Source organism: Flagellimonas ochracea, assembly GCF_009903685.1.
GTDB lineage: Bacteria > Bacteroidota > Bacteroidia > Flavobacteriales > Flavobacteriaceae > Flagellimonas > Flagellimonas ochracea.
In genome coordinates this window covers 753,716-772,710 of sequence record NZ_JAAABI010000001.1, presented here as the reverse complement: position 1 = coordinate 772,710, position 18,995 = coordinate 753,716, and the positions used below count along the sequence as shown (strand labels likewise).

General features: G+C 40.2%; 19 protein-coding genes. 10 read left to right on the top strand and 9 right to left on the bottom strand.

Annotation, left to right across the window (positions count from 1 at the left end):
- Positions 1 to 41 precede the first annotated feature (41 nt).
- From hisIE to GTQ34_RS03600, 3 genes are all read left to right on the top strand, one after another.
- Complete coding sequence (gene hisIE / locus GTQ34_RS03610) at positions 42 to 644, top strand: bifunctional phosphoribosyl-AMP cyclohydrolase/phosphoribosyl-ATP diphosphatase HisIE (protein ID WP_166522387.1); 603 nt, start codon at positions 42 to 44, stop codon at positions 642 to 644.
- 69 nt (positions 645 to 713) lie between these two features.
- Entirely contained in the window at positions 714 to 1,886 is a 1,173-nt protein-coding gene (locus tag GTQ34_RS03605) for a vWA domain-containing protein (RefSeq protein WP_166522386.1), read from the top strand.
- 8 nt (positions 1,887 to 1,894) lie between these two features.
- Entirely contained in the window at positions 1,895 to 3,364 is a 1,470-nt protein-coding gene (locus GTQ34_RS03600; RefSeq protein WP_166522385.1) for a magnesium chelatase, read from the top strand.
- Between the two features lie 10 nt (positions 3,365 to 3,374).
- Here the strand turns inward: GTQ34_RS03600 and GTQ34_RS03595 are convergent, their stop codons facing one another.
- A complete protein-coding gene (locus GTQ34_RS03595; protein WP_166522384.1) occupies positions 3,375 to 3,857 on the bottom strand; it encodes a hypothetical protein in 483 nt (160 codons plus the stop codon).
- 129 nt (positions 3,858 to 3,986) lie between these two features.
- Positions 3,987 to 5,210: a DUF418 domain-containing protein gene (locus tag GTQ34_RS03590; protein ID WP_166522383.1), complete on the bottom strand. Its 1,224-nt coding sequence runs from the start codon at positions 5,208 to 5,210 to the stop codon at positions 3,987 to 3,989.
- Positions 5,211 to 5,351: 141 nt separating this feature from the next.
- Here GTQ34_RS03590 and GTQ34_RS03585 point away from each other — a divergent pair, with 141 nt between their 5' ends.
- Together GTQ34_RS03585 and GTQ34_RS03580 are read left to right on the top strand one after the other, a co-directional pair.
- On the top strand, positions 5,352 to 6,227 hold the full coding sequence (locus tag GTQ34_RS03585; RefSeq protein ID WP_166522382.1) for an alpha/beta hydrolase: 876 nt from the start codon (positions 5,352 to 5,354) through the stop codon (positions 6,225 to 6,227).
- On the top strand, positions 6,214 to 7,011 hold the full coding sequence (locus tag GTQ34_RS03580) for an alpha/beta hydrolase (protein WP_166522381.1): 798 nt from the start codon (positions 6,214 to 6,216) through the stop codon (positions 7,009 to 7,011). The genes GTQ34_RS03585 and GTQ34_RS03580 overlap by 14 nt, the downstream gene beginning before the upstream one ends.
- On the opposite strand, the gene cysM is transcribed toward GTQ34_RS03580, so the two are convergent.
- Positions 7,012 to 7,896 (bottom strand): cysteine synthase CysM, encoded by an 885-nt coding sequence (cysM, locus tag GTQ34_RS03575; RefSeq protein WP_166522380.1) that lies wholly within the window; start codon positions 7,894 to 7,896, stop codon positions 7,012 to 7,014. It abuts the gene before it with no gap.
- Positions 7,889 to 8,683 (bottom strand): serine O-acetyltransferase EpsC, encoded by a 795-nt coding sequence (epsC, locus tag GTQ34_RS03570; RefSeq protein ID WP_166522379.1) that lies wholly within the window; start codon positions 8,681 to 8,683, stop codon positions 7,889 to 7,891. The genes cysM and epsC overlap by 8 nt, the downstream gene beginning before the upstream one ends.
- A 93-nt stretch (positions 8,684 to 8,776) precedes the next feature.
- On the opposite strand from epsC, the gene GTQ34_RS03565 reads away from it, so the two are divergent.
- Entirely contained in the window at positions 8,777 to 9,463 is a 687-nt protein-coding gene (locus tag GTQ34_RS03565; protein WP_166522378.1) for a DUF2461 domain-containing protein, read from the top strand.
- On the opposite strand, the gene GTQ34_RS03560 is transcribed toward GTQ34_RS03565, so the two are convergent.
- From GTQ34_RS03560 to GTQ34_RS03550, 3 genes are all read right to left on the bottom strand, one after another.
- Entirely contained in the window at positions 9,446 to 9,862 is a 417-nt protein-coding gene (locus GTQ34_RS03560) for a glyoxalase (RefSeq protein ID WP_166522377.1), read from the bottom strand. The genes GTQ34_RS03565 and GTQ34_RS03560 overlap by 18 nt on opposite strands.
- Before the next feature lie 126 nt (positions 9,863 to 9,988).
- Positions 9,989 to 13,021: a WD40/YVTN/BNR-like repeat-containing protein gene (locus GTQ34_RS03555; protein WP_166522376.1), complete on the bottom strand. Its 3,033-nt coding sequence runs from the start codon at positions 13,019 to 13,021 to the stop codon at positions 9,989 to 9,991.
- 28 nt (positions 13,022 to 13,049) lie between these two features.
- Positions 13,050 to 13,817 (bottom strand): outer membrane lipoprotein-sorting protein, encoded by a 768-nt coding sequence (locus GTQ34_RS03550; RefSeq protein ID WP_166522375.1) that lies wholly within the window; start codon positions 13,815 to 13,817, stop codon positions 13,050 to 13,052.
- Positions 13,818 to 13,954: 137 nt separating this feature from the next.
- Between GTQ34_RS03550 and GTQ34_RS03545 the strand changes: the two genes are divergently transcribed.
- Complete coding sequence (locus GTQ34_RS03545) at positions 13,955 to 14,857, top strand: DUF72 domain-containing protein (RefSeq protein WP_166522374.1); 903 nt, start codon at positions 13,955 to 13,957, stop codon at positions 14,855 to 14,857.
- Here GTQ34_RS03545 and GTQ34_RS03540 read toward each other — a convergent pair.
- Positions 14,854 to 15,708, bottom strand: a complete 855-nt coding sequence (locus GTQ34_RS03540; protein WP_166522373.1) for a phosphatidylserine decarboxylase — start codon at positions 15,706 to 15,708, stop codon at positions 14,854 to 14,856. The genes GTQ34_RS03545 and GTQ34_RS03540 overlap by 4 nt on opposite strands.
- Before the next feature lie 187 nt (positions 15,709 to 15,895).
- On the opposite strand from GTQ34_RS03540, the gene GTQ34_RS03535 reads away from it, so the two are divergent.
- A complete protein-coding gene (locus GTQ34_RS03535; RefSeq protein WP_166522372.1) occupies positions 15,896 to 16,309 on the top strand; it encodes an acyl-CoA thioesterase in 414 nt (137 codons plus the stop codon).
- On the opposite strand, the gene GTQ34_RS03530 is transcribed toward GTQ34_RS03535, so the two are convergent.
- The gene (locus GTQ34_RS03530; RefSeq protein ID WP_166522371.1) at positions 16,306 to 17,589 is read right to left on the bottom strand and encodes a dipeptidase; all 1,284 of its coding nucleotides are present in this window, start codon (positions 17,587 to 17,589) and stop codon (positions 16,306 to 16,308) included. The genes GTQ34_RS03535 and GTQ34_RS03530 overlap by 4 nt on opposite strands.
- Before the next feature lie 129 nt (positions 17,590 to 17,718).
- Here GTQ34_RS03530 and GTQ34_RS03525 point away from each other — a divergent pair, with 129 nt between their 5' ends.
- Positions 17,719 to 18,516: a hypothetical protein gene (locus GTQ34_RS03525; RefSeq protein WP_166522370.1), complete on the top strand. Its 798-nt coding sequence runs from the start codon at positions 17,719 to 17,721 to the stop codon at positions 18,514 to 18,516.
- A gap of 12 nt (positions 18,517 to 18,528) precedes the next feature.
- Positions 18,529 to 18,891 (top strand): hypothetical protein, encoded by a 363-nt coding sequence (locus tag GTQ34_RS03520; RefSeq protein ID WP_166522369.1) that lies wholly within the window; start codon positions 18,529 to 18,531, stop codon positions 18,889 to 18,891.
- Positions 18,892 to 18,995 lie beyond the last annotated feature (104 nt).

Here is an 18,995-nt window from a genome sequence, read left to right as displayed (position 1 = left end):
TTACCTTTTGACTGCGCTCAGGGTGACCGAAGATTATAAATATGAAAATAGATTTTCAAAAAGAGGGTAATGATTTGGTGCCGGCAATCATACAAGATGCCAAAACCAAAAATGTGCTGATGCTTGGTTTTATGAACAATGAAGCCCTTCAAAAAACCCAAGTAACCAAGAAAGTAACTTTCTTTAGCCGTTCCAAGCAACGTCTTTGGACAAAAGGGGAAGAGAGCGGTAATTTTCTTGAATTGGTAGATATGAAAGTGGATTGTGACAACGACACCTTATTGATTATGGTGAATCCGACTGGGCCGACTTGCCATAAAGGAACGGATACTTGTTGGGGAGAATCGAACATGCAATCTTATGGATTTTTAACGCAGTTAGAGGAAGTCATCACTTCACGAAAAGCAAATAAAGAAGATGAACAAAGTTATGTAGCCTCTTTGTTTCGGAAAGGAATCAATAAAATAGCACAAAAAGTGGGGGAGGAAGCGGTGGAAACCGTTATCGAGGCCAAGGATGATAATGATGATCTCTTCTTGAACGAGAGCGCCGATCTCTTGTTTCATTATCTGATTTTGTTGCAGGCCAAGGGCTATCGCTTAGCTGATATAATTGAAACTCTTGAAAGTAGACACAAACAATAAGCGCAAACAAATGCGTTAAGTTTTTTCTAAAGACCCAGCCGTTACGGTGAAATACCTTAATTTTATGTAATGGCTATGAATACTAAAAAAGGATTTCGTTTTACTACTTACGAAGCTCCAGACCAAACCCCTTTTGAAAAACTCTTTGAGATTTTTCAAGAGCTCATTACCCATACCTCAGGCGATTTTGATGAGGCCATTGACTGGTTACGCGAACTTGACAAAGAGTATGCGCTTACGGACGAAGACTATTCCATCGATGACTTTATTGAGGACTTAAAGGCTAAAGGGTATATCCGCGAAGAGTTTGAAGATGGAGGGGGTGAAATGGGTGAAGGTCAAGAAGGCATGGACGGGGAAGAAGGCCCAGGCAGCGGTAAGATTTCAATCACTGCAAAGTTGGAACGCATGCTTCGGCAAAGAGCATTAGATCAAATTTTCGGAAAACTTAAACGCAGTGGTTCAGGTAGCCATCGTACTGGAAAGTCGGGGAGGGGTGATGAGCATACGGGTGATTTCAGAGAGTATCGATTTGGTGACACCTTGGAACATATTTCAATGACCGAAAGTCTCAAAAATGCCCAAATCAATCATGGCATCGGTTCTTTTACGCTTGATGAAAACGATTTGGTTGTCGAAGACACCCACCACAAGGCCCAAATGAGTACCGTGTTGATGATCGACATCAGTCACAGCATGATTCTTTATGGTGAAGACCGAATCACGCCCGCTAAAAAAGTGGCCATGGCGCTGGCCGAACTTATTACAACCCGATATCCTAAGGATACGCTGGAAATTCTGGTTTTTGGAAATGATGCTTGGCCCATTCCCATTAAAGATTTGCCCTATTTGAAAGTGGGGCCTTATCATACCAATACGGTGGCCGGTTTACAACTGGCCATGGATATGCTTCGGCGAAAACGAAACACCAACAAGCAAATTTTTATGATAACCGATGGGAAACCCTCCTGTATTCGGCTTCCCAATGGAGACTATTATAAAAATAGTGTTGGTCTGGACGACTATATCGTTGAAAAATGTTATACCATGGCCCAACAAGCCAGAAAACTGCATATCCCAATTACCACCTTCATGATTGCGCAAGATCCTTATCTTAAACAATTTGTTCGCGAGTTTACGCAGGCAAATAAGGGGAAGGCCATTTATACAGGACTAAAGGGATTGGGCGAGATGATATTTGAAGATTATGAACAGAATAGAAGAAGACGAATAAAAGGTTAACACAGAATATGACATTGGACCATACCAAAATTAAGACACTTGGCGATTTAAACGCCGCAGGATTCCAAAGCAGAAGTATAAAAGATGAGCTTCGGGAAAACCTATTGGAAAAGATTTCAAGCGGAGAAGAAGTTTTTGAAGGTGTTTGGGGTTATGAAAACTCTGTAATTCCCGAATTGGAAAGAGCCATTCTTTCCAGACACAACATCAACTTGTTAGGACTGCGTGGACAGGCAAAAACAAGGTTGGCCAGACTCATGGTTCAGCTATTGGATGAATGGATGCCCATTGTTTCAGGTTCCGAAGTGCATGATGACCCACTTAATCCCATCTCGAGATATGCCAAAGAACTCATTGCGGAGAAAGGTGATGACACCCCTATTGACTGGATTCATCGCAATGAACGTTTTTATGAAAAATTGGCCACGCCAGATGTTACAGTAGCAGACCTTATTGGTGATGTAGACCCTATAAAAGCGGCTAATCTAAAGCTATCCTACGCCGATGATCGTGTCATTCATTTTGGAATGATACCTAGGGCAAACCGTTGCATTTTTGTAATCAACGAATTGCCAGACCTTCAAGCAAGAATTCAAGTAGCCCTTTTTAATATACTGCAAGAAGGTGATATACAGATTCGAGGGTTTAAAGTGAGGTTACTTTTGGATCTCCAGTTCGTATTTACCGCAAATCCTGAGGATTACACAAATAGGGGAAGTATTGTAACTCCATTGAAGGATAGAATTGGATCACAGATATTGACCCATTATCCAGAAAATGTGGACGTGGCCAAGAAAATCACGAAGCAAGAGGCTCGTTTGGACCAAAGGCAATCAGATAAAATATATGTGCCCGATGTAGCCATGGATTTGCTGGAGCAAATAAGTTTTGAGGCCAGAAAAAGTGAATATGTCGATGCCAAAAGTGGGGTTAGTGCGCGAATGAGTATCACAGCGTTTGAAAACCTGTTGAGTACTGCGGAACGTAGGTCATTGCTTTCAGGAGATAAAAACACCACTATTCGATTAAGTGATTTTATGGGCGTAATCCCCTCCATTACCGGTAAAATTGAATTGGTATACGAGGGTGAGCAAGAAGGAGCTGGTTTTGTGGCGGAAACCTTGATTGAAGATGCTGTAAAATCGTTGTTCAGTACTTATTTTCCAAAAATTGACAAACTGCAGCGGAAAGATGCTGAAACGGAGTATGATAATCTCATCGCTTGGTTTTTTGATGGTGAAGGTTTTGTCTTGCTAGATGACGATTCCGATTCGGAGTACAAAGCTAAATTGGACACTATTGGACCACTGGACAAGCTATTGCAGAAATACCAGCCATCCTTGCATAAAGAGGATTCCTATTTTATGAAGGAAATTTTACTTTGGGGCTTGGTCGCATACAAAAAACTGAGCAAGCATCGATTCGTACAGGGGTTCCAGTTTAAAGATCTATATGGAGGCTACGTGCGTGGTCTGTAGATCTTGAAGGTTATTGCCAAATGTTTAGGTTATCGTTATAATTCTCAAAGTTATAAGGGCCAATATATTTTTTTCGTTGCCAAAACGACAGCATAGTGAGTAGGGGCAATATACTATGAAGTACCAAAGTTAAAATCGCCATGGGCTTAAACATGGACGGAACCATATGTTCCGAAAAGTTATTGTACGAATCGAGAACAAGAACACTGTCATACACCTTAAAAAGATAAATGATCATCACCACGTAAAGTACATATTCCAAATTCCGCATTTTAGGGTCTGGCAACTCAATCTCAGTAATTTTAAACCAAATTACGTAGAGATATAAAAAATGAATCAAACTCAGCAGTGGGAAGATATAATTATCTAGTTTAAGAAAATAAAACCTATCGGTATAAACACCATAGAAATCCAGAATTACCAGAGCAATAAGGATTGTTGCAGTGAGAAATACATTGATTTTCCATGTAAAAATGCCATTAAGCAGGTTCATTTGTAGTATTTTTCTTTAATTGGGATTAAAAAACACTTAAAGAACGACATATTTTCACAGTTTATTTTTAATAAATCGATGAAAACCGAACATTGTTGGATAAACCGAAATATGTGTGGTGAAAATGCATTAATTGGTTTTTTTTAGAGGAAATGACTTTAAAAAAGTAGCACTACGCCATAACCACTCCAAAGGTCCATACTGGAATCTTTTCAACCACCATTTGCTCAAAAACATTTGAATGGCTACAATCATCAAGGACAGGGCAAAAGTATAGAGGTTGCGTAATTCACCAATCATTCCCAAGCCCCAACCAAAAAGTAAAAAAGTGCCGAAAACACTTTGAAAAAAGTAGTTGGTTAAGGCCATTTTGCCGTAAGGAGCAAATTTGGAAAGCCACATTTGGGTCTTTGTCCTTTTGTAAAGGATCACAAAAACACTGATATATATTAATGTCATGGCCACATTGCTTACATCATAAGCGGTCAGTCCCAACATGACCAACCAATTGTCAAACTTTACATCCGGCCCTATATTTCCAAAGATAAATGCCATCGCAACGCCTGAAATCAAAAACAGCACCAGCGACCAAATCCAGGTTCGCTTGATTAATTTTTTGCTTTCTCTGTATTTTTTAAAAAATCCGGTTCTACCTACATACAATCCAAGAAGAAAGAAGCCAAACGTAAGGTAGCCCCGGCCGAAAACGCCGAATTGAAAATCCATTTTATTAAGATGGCTCGTCCATGCATTAATGGAAAACACGTCCATTAAACTTCCATCTTTCAATGTATTGTAATAAGCCACAACTTGGGGGTCATCGCCAGAAACCGTTAAATCTCCAAATAGGTTTTCTCCATGTGTGAAACCAAAAACCAAAAAACGTCCTAAACCTAGGAACAACAAAGCCGAGCATAAGAGAACCCACTTGTTCTTCATCTTGTAGAATGGAATTAGAAACACACCCAACATAGCATAGACCGTAAGAATGTCACCAGCATAAAAAAGACTGTGGGCGTACCCAATACCCAACAATAGAATCAACCGCCAAAGAAACCGACCTCCAAAATAGCCGCCTTTTTGTGCTGCATTGTCCATTTGAATGAAGAAGCTTAATCCGAAAAGGAACGAGAAGAGTGCAAAAAACTTTCCTCGAAGAAAAAAGTTTACAAAACCATCAACAATGCTATCTGCAACACCTTGATGGACAGCTTCCTGAAAAATATCCGGTGGCGGCCCTCCAATATAATTTTCTACGAGGTGTACAACAACGATTCCAGCAAGAGCAAAACCCCTAAGAGCATCAATAATTTCTATTCTTTTTTTTGAGGAGGATGGAGTTATGGAGGTCATGTTCGGTTTTTGGTTGATGATTAACACATATAGGACATCAGTTGTATCAAACTGTTACACTATTGATCCAACTATTTCATTTATAAAGTCTCTATTCGCTGTACTTTATATTTTTTGTATTTTGGAGCAAAGGTATTGTTTATGGAAAAATGGACTTATATCATACTTGCTATTCTGGCAGTTTATATTCTTATAAGTGCCATGCTCTTCTTTTTCCAGGATTACTTTTTGTTCAAACCGGAAAAACTATCCAAAGACTTTCAATTTTATTATGACAACCAAGAGATTGAAGAATACAATGTTGAAACTCGTGATGGAGCAACCATCAATGGACTTCGATTCAAATCCAAAGAACCAAAAGGTGTTGTTTTCTATCTAAAAGGCAACTCAAAAAGCATCAAAGGGTGGGGAAAGTTTGCTGTTGATTTCACCAGACATGGTTATGACGTGATCATGGTCGATTATCGTGGGTTTGGCAAAAGCACGGGGCGAAGAACCCAAAAAGCCATTAAACGCGATATGCAGGTGGTGTACAACAAAATAAAGGAAAAGGTGGCTGAAAAATACATTATACTGTATGGGCGCTCCATGGGATCTGGTTTTGCTGCTAAACTTGCCTCCATGAACAATCCTAGAATGCTGATTTTGGACGCCCCTTATTATAGCCTCAGCAAAGTGGCAAAGAAGTATATTCCGTTTATGCCATTATCATTGCTGATCAAGTTTCCCATGCCCACCTATAAATGGTTGAAATATGTAAACTGCCCAATACACATTATCCATGGGACAGATGACCGCCTGATTCCATATAAAACCAGTGTGAAACTTTCCAAAATACGTCCGGAGCTCACAAAACTTTATACGGTAATAGGAGGGGGACACAAAGATTTAAATAATTTTGAATCGTATCATGAAATGCTTGAGAAAATAGTGACAAGTAGACCAAACAAAGTAAATTTGGAAGGCTCCAGCATCCATGTGAAACATTCTTCAAAGCGAGCCAATGCGAAGGCTTAAAAGGGTATTGCTCCTTGGGCTGTCCCTCTTGTTCTTAACTAGTTTTATGCTATACTTTTTACAGGAAAAATTAATCTTTCTACCCACAAAATTACCAATTGACCATACCTTTTCATTTCAACAACCTTTCAAGGAATTTTTTCTGGAAAGCTCGGATGGCGCCAAGCTAAATGCCTTGCATTTTACTGTGGATGAACCAAAAGGGCTGATACTATATTTTCATGGAAATGCAGGAGATCTTTCACGATGGGGAGAAATTGTTTCTCCTTTCGGCGAATTTGGGTATGATGTAGTGGTCATGGATTATCGGGGTTATGGTAAAAGTACCGGTAATCGCAGCGAACAAGTGCTGTACAATGATGCACAGTTGTTCTATGACTACGTGTTGAAACACTATCCAGAAAGTGAACTTCTGATATATGGCCGTTCCCTAGGTGCCAGCATAGCCACACATGTAGCTTCCAAAAACAAACCCAACAAGTTGATTTTAGAAACCCCGTTCTACAATCTTTTGGATGTGGCAGAGGAACGTTTTGGATTTCTCCCTCTAAAAACTATCCTCAACTACAAAATGAAATCCAATGAGTACATCCAACACGTTCAGTGCCCTGTTTATATTTTTCATGGCACTATGGACCAAGTCGTTTCTCATGAATCAGGGAAAAAGCTTTTTGAATCCATTCCCCATGATCATAAGGCATTTTTTAGCATCAAGGGCGGGGGCCATAATAATTTGGATGAGTTTGAAGCGTATTGGCAGGGAATAAAATCTATTTTGGAATAACTACCCGAACAAATCGGAGGACAAATAGCGGTCTCCTCGATCACACACAATGGAAACAATTGTTCCGCTATTCAGGGTACTCGCCAACCTTAGTGCCACAGTGGCCGCACCACCACTGCTGACCCCGGCAAAGATGCCCTCTTCTTTTGCCAATCTTTTAGCCATGGTTTCCGCTTCTTCTTGACTCACTTCCATAACTTGGTCTACCTTTTTGGGATTGAAGATTTTTGGAAGATATTCTTGCGGCCATTTTCGTATCCCGGGAATTCGGGATTCGTCCGTAGGTTGCACGCCTACAATCTGAACATGCTTGTTTTGTTCTTTTAAATAGCTTGATGTTCCCATAATGGTTCCTGTGGTACCCATGCTCGAAACAAAATGGGTGACGGTTCCTTCTGTGTCCTTCCAAATTTCTGGTCCGGTAGTTTCATAATGTGCTTTCCAATTGTCATTATTGGCAAATTGGTTGACCATCACATACCCTTCTTTTTTTACTTTGGCTTCTGCATAGTCCCTGGCACCTTCTATGCCAATTTCTGAAGAAGTCAAGGTCACTTTGGCACCGTAGGCCCGCATGGTCTGCACACGTTCTTTAGTGGAGTTTTCTGGCATTACCAACTCGATATCCAATCCGTAGATTCCGGCAATCATGGCCAAGGCAATACCTGTGTTTCCACTAGTGGCCTCAATCAATTTCGTTTTGGGCGTAATTTCACCACGCTCTAAACCACATTTAATCATATTGAAAGCTGGACGGTCTTTCACACTGCCTCCCGGGTTTTGCCCCTCCAATTTAAAGTAGAGCTTCACATTGGGATTAGTGTTCAAAACCTTCGATTCTACCAATGGAGTGTTCCCTATCAAATCAAGAATGGTTTTAGACATTGCTCGGGGCTGTTTTTATTTTGATTTCTGGTTTGTGGAAAACTGTGGAATTTGCTGGGACTGATGCGGTGACCCAAGCATTACCGCCAATAATTGAATTTTCACCAATAACCGTATCTCCGCCAAGAATCGTAGCGTTGGCATAAATGGTCACGTTGGACATAATGGTAGGGTGTCTTTTTGTTTTTTGAAGACTTTTGGCAACATAATGTGCGCCCAAAGTTACACCTTGATAGATTTTAACATCATTATGAATAATGGCACTTTCGCCAATCACCACACCAGTCGCATGGTCAATAAAAAACGATTTACCAATCGTAGCACCCGGATTTATGTCCACTCCGGTCTGCCTATGAGCATATTCCGTCAACAACCGTGGCACCAATGGAAAACCTTGAACGTAAAGTTCATGTGCCAAGCGATAGATTGCAATGGCATAGAAACCAGGATAGGCCATATATATTTCTTGTATGGAGAGAGAGGCAGGATCGCAGTTTAAAATAGCCTCGGCGTCCAAATTGAGCTTTTCAAGAATTCCGGGCAAACGGGATACATAATTTTCCCATACCTTGCTGCAAGGTTTTTGTATTTCCCAACAAGCCAAATCCGTTAACCGAGAAAATTTGGTTTCCAATACATCTAGATTTTCAGCTACCGGAGTATTAACATCGAATAAGGTATAAAATAGGAGGTTGGTAAAGCTTTCCGTTTCCTCTTTAAGTCTATAGTCCAAATAGGGTTGCTTTTTGTGCCTATTCAGTTCTGCAATGATTTTTTCTTTGTCCATGCTTCAAATTAGAGTCTTAAAATTACCCAAAACCTTACTGCCAGCACAAGTAAATGACTAACTTTAGCTTAAAAATAACACATCAACCAAAGAATGGTGGACAACGTAACAATATCTAAAACAACATTTGATTTTTTAAAAGATTTGGGCCAAAACAACAACAAGGATTGGTTCGATCAACATAAAGAAGTATTCAAAGAACATCAAAACCAGGTCAAATTGTTTTTTGAGGGTGTGAAAGAGCATCTAGGCCGGCATGACGATATAGAGAAAATGAAAATGTTCCGAATTTATCGCGATGTCCGTTTTTCTAGAGATAAAACTCCCTATAAAACCCATTTTGCTGGCTCCTTTTCGAGATTGGGAGCACATTTACGAGGCGGGTACTATTTACATCTGACACCAGGAGGAAGTTTTGTGGCTACAGGTTTTTGGCAACCAAACAAAGAGGACCTCTTCCGAATTCGGAAAGAACTGGAGATGGACGCCTCAGCATTTAGGTCCGTAATACAACATCCTGCACTAACAAAAGTCTGGGGCGAGCTACAAGGGGAGGAGGTAAAAACAGCTCCAAAAGGTTTTGATAAGGAGCATCACGATATTGACCTTATACGAAAAAAACAGTTTATTTTCGTTCGCAACTTCTCTGACAAAGAAGTCCTTTCCCATTCTTTCTTACAGGAAGTGGTTCACTCCTTCAAAGTTATCCGACCTTACTTTGATTTGATGAGCGACATTTTGACCACCAATTTGAATGGTGAATCAGTCTTGGACCAATAGTACAGCTTCGTCCAACAATTGAACATGGTCTTTTAATCGCTCAATCACCATGTTCATCATGCGTTTATTAAGTGCAGAGCTGTTTTGGATATAGGTTTCGTACTCATCGATGGTAAACTGCCCTATAATCATTCCTTTTAGGGAATTCCTGAACTTGATGTCCTTTTGGATAGCGTGTTCAATATATCCCATCTTTTTTTCCAAGGACAGATTGTAAAAAACACCTTTATGTTTGTTAATGTAGTTCCTAAACGCTTCAACAAGAAGTTGGTTTTGTAGTTTGATGACCGGACGAAGAGTTTGATTTTGAAATCGCTCGTCTGGACTCATGTCATTGTGGAAAAGAGCTTTTTTCACTTCTGGCCGAAGGTCCAGAAGACTCTTGGATCGTGAATCCATGATTGAAAGTTTTACTAAAATTAAATAATCATGTTTTTGCTAATGGGTAATAGGAAGATTACTTTTCAACCGCTTTATAAACAAAAAAACCGCCCATACGGACGGTTTAATCGGCTGATAAAGCTTTTACTCATCTAAAAAGGCCTCAAAGCTTTTTAGTTCTACAGGTTGTTTTTTAAAGTATTTCATCTTCAATTTGTCAAGGTCTTCTTTGCCCTTGTTGAAACGGCTTGAAATAACCTTTAGATTTTGAAGATCATCGGGGGTAGGAGCATCATAGCTGCCCGCTACCTTACTGTACAAATCAGCCATTTTTTCCCTTAGCTGAGGTTCTGCACTTCCTACATAGTTATCCCCTGTAGTTATCACCAAGGTTTCTTTTAGGGAATTTAGTTTGGCCAATATTTTTTTATCTCCATTCGCATCTGCATTTTTGATTAGTTCATCCACCTGGTATACAAGGTAAGCCAGTTCTTGGGTCATATCGTACAGCTGCATGGTAGTGGAGTTCTTCAGTTCTCTTTGTTTTTCAGATAACCCAGAGTCAGAATCATAAACCAATTCAAAGGTATGTTCAAAGGTATCCTTTCCCTTCGTCATTACCGCAGTGTACTTGCCTGCTGGTACCTGAGGGGCAGTAAAACCTCCAAAACTAAAGGTCTTTCCGGTCGCTATTTTGGGCTGTTTCAATTTGTAGTTCCATTCAACAATATTGATTCCTTTTGATTTTCCTGGCGAAATCTCAGCAACTACCTTACCTTCTTCATTTTTTATTTCAAGTGCCATTTTTCCAAAAGTATGCCTCTTTTTCAAGAAATAGGTCAACCGTGCATTTTTTGAACCACTCTGACCTACAAATTCCGTTTCATTGCCAAAATTTCCTTGAAAAGTGTTGGTTTCGTCGATTATCGTTTTTGGAGTCTCAAAAAAATGCAGGGTTTTGTTCAATATTTCTTCATTTATTTCACGCAACGGAGAAACGTCATCAATGATAATAATGCCTCTTCCATGAGTTCCCATGACCAAATCGCTGGTCCTCTTCTGAAGATCAATAAAGTGAACTGCTGTCGGCGGCATGTTGTTGGTGAATCTCTTCCAGCTTCTCCCTCCATCTAAAGTGATGTAGAGGCCCAATTCCGTGCCCAGAAACAACAAGTTGGGATTTTCATAATCTTCTTGAATGTTCCGTGCAAAACCGACAACCTCGTCGGTTATGATGCTGGTCCATGTTTTGCCAAAATCCGTGGTCTTATATGCATAGGTTTTCATATCATTTTGTGTATGCCCATCAAACACGGCATATGCTGTAGCCTTGTCAAACGTGCTGGCCTCAATATGATAGCACCATGTGTTGTTGGGTAAACCGGTGATATTGGAGACTGTGTTGGTCCATGTTTTCCCGCCATCTTGGGTGACTTGAACGTTACCATCGTCAGTACCCACCCAGATAATATTTTGATCTAATGGTGATTCTGCAATTGTAAAAATTGTAGTGTGGTTCTCAGCCCCTGAGTTATCTGTAGAAAGACCGCCAGAATCTTCCTGGTTTTGTTTTTCAGGGTCGTTGGTAGTAAGATCTGGAGATATTATCTTCCAAGTCTCTCCCATGTTTTCAGATTTATGCAAAAACTGACTGCCCATATAAAACCTATCCGGCTGGTGAATACTTGTGGCCATAGGAGCATTCCAATTAAACCTTAGTTTTTGATCATCAGAGGTAGGCAATGGCTGAACTGTCTTTACCAAATTGTTGTCAAGGTCAATTCGCCATACATTCTGAGCACCCTGCATTTCGGAATAAACTATGTTCTTGGTGGGGTGTTTCAGTACCCTAAAACCATCGCCAAAACCTAAAGATTTCCAATCTTTGGCTTCCACTCCGCCGGGAGAAGAAGACGGTCCGTACCACGAACCATTGTCTTGAAGTCCGCCATAAACATTGTAAGGCTCCTCGTTATCAACACTAATATGATAAAACTGGGTCAATGGCAAATTTTGTACAATTTCCATTGTTGTGCCACCATCCCAAGTACGGTACACACCGCCATCGGTGCCAACATACATAATGTCCGAATCTTTTATACTGAAAACAATATCGTGAATGTCAGCATGCATATTCCCTAAATTCTTGAATGTTTTACCACCATCTCTTGAAATAGAACCAAAAAGTCCACCCTTAACTACCACATCTTCATTTTTTGGATCCACCACAATTCTTGAGAAATAAAACGGTCGTACGGTGATTCCGAAATCGTTGTTGAGTTGCTTCCAAGTATTACCCGCGTCATCACTGCGGTAAAGACCTTTTCTTTCATCTTTTTCAGCTTCAATTACCGTGTACAGCACTTGGTTGTTCGATGGTGCAACAGCAATTGCCAAACGACCCAGCCTTCCTTCAGGAAAACCATTATGGATTTTGTTCCAGGTTTTGCCACCATCGGTACTTTTATAAAGCGCACTGTTTTCACCCCCGGAGTCAAAGGACCAGCCCGTTCTCCTAAACTCCCACATGGATGCATACAGCACATTTGGGTTTTTCGGGTCCATGGCAAGGTCTGCACATCCAGTTTTTGGATTGACATACAACAGTTTTTTCCAAGTCTGCCCGCCATCGGTGGTTTTGAAAACCCCTCGTTCTTCACTGTCGCCCCAAAGTGCCCCAAGGACACCAAGATAGATTTCTTTTGAATTTTCTGGATTAACAATAATATTGGCAATTCGCTCCGAATTCTCAAAGCCAATCTTGGTCCAGTTTGAACCTCCGTCAGTTGATTTATAAAGTCCGTCTCCTACGGAAACACTGTTACGAGTCCAGATTTCGCCCGTGCCGACATAAATGGTGTTGTCCGGGTCGTTTGGGTCAAGGGCGACCGCTCCAATGGATTGGCAATTTTCATCAAATATTGGATTGAAAGTTGCACCTCCGTCTTTTGATCTCCAAACACCTCCTCCAGCAGAACCTGCATAAACAATTCGATTATTGGTTGGATGCACTTCCATATCAATGATTCGCCCACTCATAAGTGCTGGTCCTATGTGCCTAGCCTTGAGGTCGCCAAAGAGTTCTTTTCCTGACATTTCAGTCAGTGTTTGCTGAGCCCTTAGTAATTCCCCAGAAATAAAGAGGATTGCCAGTAATGCAATTAGTTTAAATCTCATTTTAAAGTTACTTGTAATTGTTGACGGTTTATTCTTTCTCTTCTGCTACCTCTTCTGGAAACGCAAATTCAGAAGTGTCCACTAATGGATTGAGTTCAATGTTCTCCAAAGTCATCGTAAATGCTAGGTTGCCATCCACGTATTGTGTTGTAGAATAAGGAAAGTACAGCCCGTCAACTTCTTGGTAATCACTCATGACCGTTTTGGAGGTTTTTCCCTTCGCCTGACCAGACCTGATGGTAGATTCAACAGCTATGGGAACAAAATTATCAGTATCAAAGTAATAATACGATATGTCTTCTTCCTGTACGCCATCCACTGTAATGGGCTCCTTGACCAATTTTATCTTGAACGTTTCAGCCCCTTCCATTGTTTCCTTACCCAAAAGTTCGGCGGTGTATCCTTTTTCTTTATAGTCTAAGAAAGAATCTGGAAAATCGTTGGTGTTCAATTTAAAATTGGCTGTTTGCTCGGCATCACTTTTTTCAGCTTTCATGGACATGAAGTTCGTATTCCATAATACCTCCCCATCAAATACGCCCTGTTTGATTTCCTTTCCTTGAAAAGTAAAGGCAAACATTTGTCTGCCATCTTTTAATTGAACCATTCTGACGGGAAACTCAAAACTTTGCTGGGTTCCTTTTCCTTCAAACCTAATGCCTTCAAGTTGTCTGAAGTTGTCAATACCGCCTATATTCTCAAAATAGGTGCTGATTATTTCGTCTACGTCTTGCGCTTGAACGGGTAGCATCAAGCTCAACAAAAATGCGATAGTAAAAATTTTGGTTGTTTTCATTTCAGTGGATTTTTATTTGAATTAGTTTATAGGTAATAATTCCGATAAATCTGTTACAAAATATTTATTAAAAATAGTAATCATTTAGCTTGATGGAAGTTTCTTGGGTAATTTTGCTGACCATAAAGTTAGCCACAATGAAATTTGGAAAAGTAGAACACCCAGAGCTTATCGATTTTACGATACCCAAGGACCATCCCGATACTCAACTGGTACTGGCTAAGCAACGAGAAGAAGGTGATACTTCGGTTTATGTGGGCTGTGCAAAGTGGAACAGACAGGATTTGAAGAATTTTTATCCTCGGGGGACCAAGGATGAGCTTGTCTATTATTCTTCCCAATTCAACTGCATAGAGCTCAATGCCTCATTTTACCGTATTTTTCCAGCGGAACAATATCAAAAATGGTGTGACAAAACCCCAGAAGGGTTTAAGTTCTTTCCAAAAATGACCAACGAGGTAAGTCATTTAAGACGTTTGAATGACAAAGTGTATGGCACGGTGGACCGCTATTTGGAGGTCACCTCGTTGCTTAAGGATAAGTTAGGGACCATATTTTTGCAAATGCACAGCAATTTTGGCCCAAAAAATTGGGATAGGGTAGTCCGTTTTGTGGAATATTGGCCCAAAGAGTTTCCGTTGGCCATGGAATTTAGACATACGGATTGGTTCAATGATGAAAAAGTAGCACAAGAGCTTTATCATCTACTTCAAGAAAATCAAATGGCCAATGTTTTAGTGGATACGGCAGGGCGACGGGACTTAATGCACATGCGATTGACCAACAATGAGGCATTTATACGATACGTGGGTGCCAATCATGCTTCAGACTATTCTAGATTGGATGATTGGGTTGATCGATTATCCGCTTGGCAAAATAAGGGACTTCGTAACATTCATTTCTTTGTGCATCAGAATTTGGAGTTGGAATCCCCTTTCTTGTCAGCCTATTTTATTGAAAAACTGAACAATATACTAGGCATTTCTCTGAAAATCCCGAGCACATTGAACAATCCCAATGATTCCCAAACTCTTTTCTAATAGGGTGTCCCCATTTCAACAAAGGTGTTGGGTCCATGATATCTTGGTGATAGGGGGGCGGCCATACAACAGGTGGAACCCAAATAGAACAGTGATAATTCCTGTAGTCTCTGCACGGATTGCCCCAGTTCTATGCCCTGGGCCAATTCAATCGTTCCCACAGCTGGTCCACCTACAATGGAGATGTGCCATACTTTGTTATTGTTGTCGGTAATATCAATATTGTACCGTTCGTTCCTAAAGGCAGGCAACGAAGGGTTTTCCTTATAAATCCAAGGTCGTAATACCACTAAATCCCCTGGAATGTGCTGTAATCGGGTTATGGTGCCATCAATTGGAGCATGAATTCGGTGGTAATTTTTATTGTGCAGAAAGACATTGGTAAAGGAATATTCCTTTGGAATGTCATCTTCCGTTAGACCGAAAACCGTGGATACGGACCGTACATCTGATTTGACCTTTACAAAATTCAAGTCTCCAACCTTTTTCTCTTCGCATAAAAGGCCCTCACAAGGCCAAACATAAGGACTGTCATAGTCAGGAAGTTCCTTAAATTCTCGTATGAAGAAATCCTGAAAGCTTTCAAACGATGTTTTTCCTTTTGGGGGTTTAAATTTTTCCAGATAGTCCTTATCAGAATAATTCAGCTTTACATAATGCTTTATGATTCTTTTTGAAAATGACTTGTCGTAAAAAGAGCTATACCAAGAGGATAGTCTTCGTTGTAAAGGGCTGGGGACATTTCCCCAAACATCAACAGATAAAAATTTGTAACACTTGGCCCTCCATTTAGGGACTTTAAAAACGGTAAAACCGGGATCCGAATAGTATTCCGTAATCGATTTCATCATGATGGTTCGTTAGGTTTGACGACGAAATTTATCGGGATTATTTTTTTTAGGGCATTGAATTAAGAAAAGTTTATTGAATGATTAACATTTTTTATAAAAACCCAATTCTTATTGATAAAGTCTGAATAGATGATAACAAAAGTTGCACATGGTTTAATTTTGCCAAAACATATAAAGTTTTTGATTTATGCGATTTCATACTAGAAAATGGGTCAAGCCCGAAGATTTGAATGCGAACGGCACCTTGTTTGGAGGTAGGGTATTGTCATGGATTGATGAAGAGGCTGCCCTTTACAGCATCGTACAGTTGGAAAGCAAAAAGGTAGTGACCAAATATATTTCAGAAATCAACTTTATGAGCACTGCAGTTAAGGGCGATGTTGTGGAGATAGGTATTGAGGTAATAAAATTTGGGCACACCTCAATTTCCTTGAACTGCGAGGTCAGGAACAAAATGACCCATGAGAGTATTGTAACGGTCGACAACATCATAATGGTCAACCTTGACGAAAAAGGTAATCCGGCCCCACATGGTAAGACCAAGATTGAATATGTGAAGGACCGCTTGGCAAAAAAGGAAGGGGAACAGGAAAAATCCTAGTTCAATTCCGCCGCCACAGCTTGGACTTCATCCAACACCCGTAGTAAATTTTCGCCCCAGAGTTTGGCGATTTGCTCCTCTGTATACCCTCGTTTTACCAGCTCCAGTGTCACATTGAAGGTCTCCGAAGCATCGGACCAACCGGCAATGCCTCCACCACCGTCAAAATCGGAACTGATACCTACATGGTCAATTCCGATAAAGTCCACTATATAGTCAATGTGGTCTACAAAATCCGCTACATCCACAGCAACTGGCGCATTAGGGTCTTTGGCGGCAAGTTCATTGCTTATTTTGGTCACTTTGGGATAATTGTCCATGTACTCTTCTTTTTGTTCTTTGGTCAACGAACTGAACTCGGAGCGTTCATACCAATTGATTCCCAACGAATCTGCTACTTTTTCATGGACCTTTTTCATATATGCGGCCCGCGCTTCTTGCTTTTTTGTACTCAAATAGGAGCTAAAGGCAACTGTTTGTACTACGCCTCCATTTTGTTTTAGCAACTGTAATTGTTCGTCATCCAAATTTCTACTATGATCACAAAGTGCCCTAGCGGAAGAGTGGGAAGCAATAATCGGTGCTTTGGAAAGTGCGACCATCTGTTTCATAGCTTCTTTGGAGGGATGAGATACATCAATCATTATCCCAAGTCTATTAAGCTCTTTTACAGCTTCTTTGCCTAAATCACTTAAACCATTATATAACCATTCACCATCTGCTTCTCCGGTATTGGAATCACAAAATTGACTGTGTCCGTTATGGGATAGCGAAATATATCGGGCGCCACGCTTTTGGTAATCTTCAAATACAGAAAGGTTTTCTCCCACGGGATATGCATTTTCCACGCCGATCATGGCTGCTTTTTTACCGTTTTTGGCAATTCGTCTAACATCACTGGATGTCCGTGCTAGTTCAATATCGTTAGGGGCATAGGTGTTGCAGAGTTGGTGTATGGCATCAAACTTGGCCATGGCATTTTCCGCAGCTTTTGCATATCCTTCTGTGGTTAGCGAATCTTGTCCAGTATAAACAATAAACCATGCCACATCCAACCCTCCTTCTTTCATCCTAGGCAAATCGACCTGTGTGTCCAGCCTTTGGCTATAATTGATGCTATCAGTGAAGTTTTTTACATTGATATCAATATGCGTGTCCACGGTAATCACACTATCATGTATCCTTTTGGCTTTTTCTTCCACAGTTTCTATGTTATTTTGGTTCTTGTCCGCGCACGAAAGCAACAGAGCCAACGCGCACCAGAGATATACTTGTTTCATGGTCTAATCTTTATACCTACAAATAAAGCAATTTGACAACAAAATATGTGGGGTATGGAACAATAAATTGGCGGGGTTGGCTTAAATGTGGATTTTTAATGGGTTACAACAGATATAACTCCATACAAATTGAGAACTAGAGATTTACTTAGGTATTTAGAAAAACTGGAAATTGGATTGAGCAATTTTTCTTATGAAGAACTAGGTACTGTGGAAGCCGGTGAATTGAAGAAATCCTTTGAAATTTTTCGGAATGGGCTTGAAGAAAAAGTATTCGGCATGGATGAAATAAATCAGTTGGAGCAGATGTACGATGAAATGGGTATCAAGTCGTCCCCCAAGGAGAATGTGTCAAATTTGACCGCTGAAATTGTAGCGGAAGTAAACGATACTGAGCATATATTCCTTTTGATTGCCTCTTTGGAAAAAACCGAACTGAATCCAAATCAGAAGAAGATTGCGAAACGCATAAAGTCCTTGACAAAAAAGATGGTTGAGGACACAAAACTTGTACACAAACATAACAAGCCAAATACGAGCGTAACACCGATAACGATTGAATCCTATTTCAATCCAGATAAGATTGATTTAACACCTGTGTTAGAAGAATGCATGGGGCAGATGGAGCTTCTTGAGGAACTTATCAAATGCTATAGACATAATGTTTTGGAGTTTATCGGCAGCATCAAGGTACAATTGGATGGAGAATACTTTAGTGAAATTCGTGTCTCTTGTCAAAAAATCCTGCCCAGTTTAAAAATGATGAAAACTACAGGATTGATGCAGCTTGTTTCACAAATGGACATGACCTGTAAGACCGATCGTGATCTGGACTATCTAAAATTTCTGTACAATCAGTTTCTCGTTGACTTTCCCAAAGCGGATAAGATGATAGATCATGAACTAAATGCACTGCGAAATATGTAAGACAAAAACACCATGAAAGATAATAACTTGCCAGAATACCACCAGAGTATCTTTCATCAGTTGTTTGAACACGCCGCTGATATAGACTGTAAACTTTTGCTCCTAAATGAAATCTTGGAAATAGGAGATATAAAAGAACTGCCCTTATTGGAACTGCTGGCTGTTTCGGAGCACCCAGAAATAAGAAAGAAAGCATTGAAAGTGAAACAGGCCTTTTGTGAAAAGTTTGGGATTATACCAAAAAATGAAACAAAAAGATTGCCTATGAGTCTGTGTTTCCTTTACGATGAATTCAACATAAAGCCATCGAAGGTGGATAAAGACCTAAATATGCATTTTGAGGTTACTTTGGAAATCTTCAATACAGATGCGTAGGTTATATCCACCGTCAATTCCCAATTCGCACGTTTCACAACTTTTTTTCAAGTTTTCACCACAATTTATTGGCAACAGATAATGTTTGAAATAGGTTTACGTTT

Bases quoted from the DNA above. Each gene is read 5' to 3' on its own strand.
- GTQ34_RS03555 (WP_166522376.1), bottom strand. From the start codon at position 13,021: ATGAGATTTAAACTAATTGCATTACTGGCAATCCTCTTTATTTCTGGG.
- epsC (WP_166522379.1), bottom strand. From the start codon at position 8,683: ATGGACAAAGAAAAAATCATTGCAGAACTGAATAGGCACAAAAAGCAA.
- GTQ34_RS03595 (WP_166522384.1), bottom strand. From the start codon at position 3,857: ATGAACCTGCTTAATGGCATTTTTACATGGAAAATCAATGTATTTCTC.
- GTQ34_RS03560 (WP_166522377.1), bottom strand. From the start codon at position 9,862: ATGGATTCACGATCCAAGAGTCTTCTGGACCTTCGGCCAGAAGTGAAA.
- GTQ34_RS03585 (WP_166522382.1), top strand. From the start codon at position 5,352: ATGGAAAAATGGACTTATATCATACTTGCTATTCTGGCAGTTTATATT.
- GTQ34_RS03605 (WP_166522386.1), top strand. From the start codon at position 714: ATGGCTATGAATACTAAAAAAGGATTTCGTTTTACTACTTACGAAGCT.
- cysM (WP_166522380.1), bottom strand. From the start codon at position 7,896: ATGTCTAAAACCATTCTTGATTTGATAGGGAACACTCCATTGGTAGAA.
- GTQ34_RS03600 (WP_166522385.1), top strand. From the start codon at position 1,895: ATGACATTGGACCATACCAAAATTAAGACACTTGGCGATTTAAACGCC.
- GTQ34_RS03580 (WP_166522381.1), top strand. From the start codon at position 6,214: ATGCGAAGGCTTAAAAGGGTATTGCTCCTTGGGCTGTCCCTCTTGTTC.
- GTQ34_RS03530 (WP_166522371.1), bottom strand. From the start codon at position 17,589: ATGAAACAAGTATATCTCTGGTGCGCGTTGGCTCTGTTGCTTTCGTGC.
- GTQ34_RS03565 (WP_166522378.1), top strand. From the start codon at position 8,777: ATGGTGGACAACGTAACAATATCTAAAACAACATTTGATTTTTTAAAA.
- hisIE (WP_166522387.1), top strand. From the start codon at position 42: ATGAAAATAGATTTTCAAAAAGAGGGTAATGATTTGGTGCCGGCAATC.
- GTQ34_RS03540 (WP_166522373.1), bottom strand. From the start codon at position 15,708: ATGATGAAATCGATTACGGAATACTATTCGGATCCCGGTTTTACCGTT.
- GTQ34_RS03550 (WP_166522375.1), bottom strand. From the start codon at position 13,817: ATGAAAACAACCAAAATTTTTACTATCGCATTTTTGTTGAGCTTGATG.
- GTQ34_RS03545 (WP_166522374.1), top strand. From the start codon at position 13,955: ATGAAATTTGGAAAAGTAGAACACCCAGAGCTTATCGATTTTACGATA.
- GTQ34_RS03590 (WP_166522383.1), bottom strand. From the start codon at position 5,210: ATGACCTCCATAACTCCATCCTCCTCAAAAAAAAGAATAGAAATTATT.
- GTQ34_RS03535 (WP_166522372.1), top strand. From the start codon at position 15,896: ATGCGATTTCATACTAGAAAATGGGTCAAGCCCGAAGATTTGAATGCG.
- GTQ34_RS03520 (WP_166522369.1), top strand. From the start codon at position 18,529: ATGAAAGATAATAACTTGCCAGAATACCACCAGAGTATCTTTCATCAG.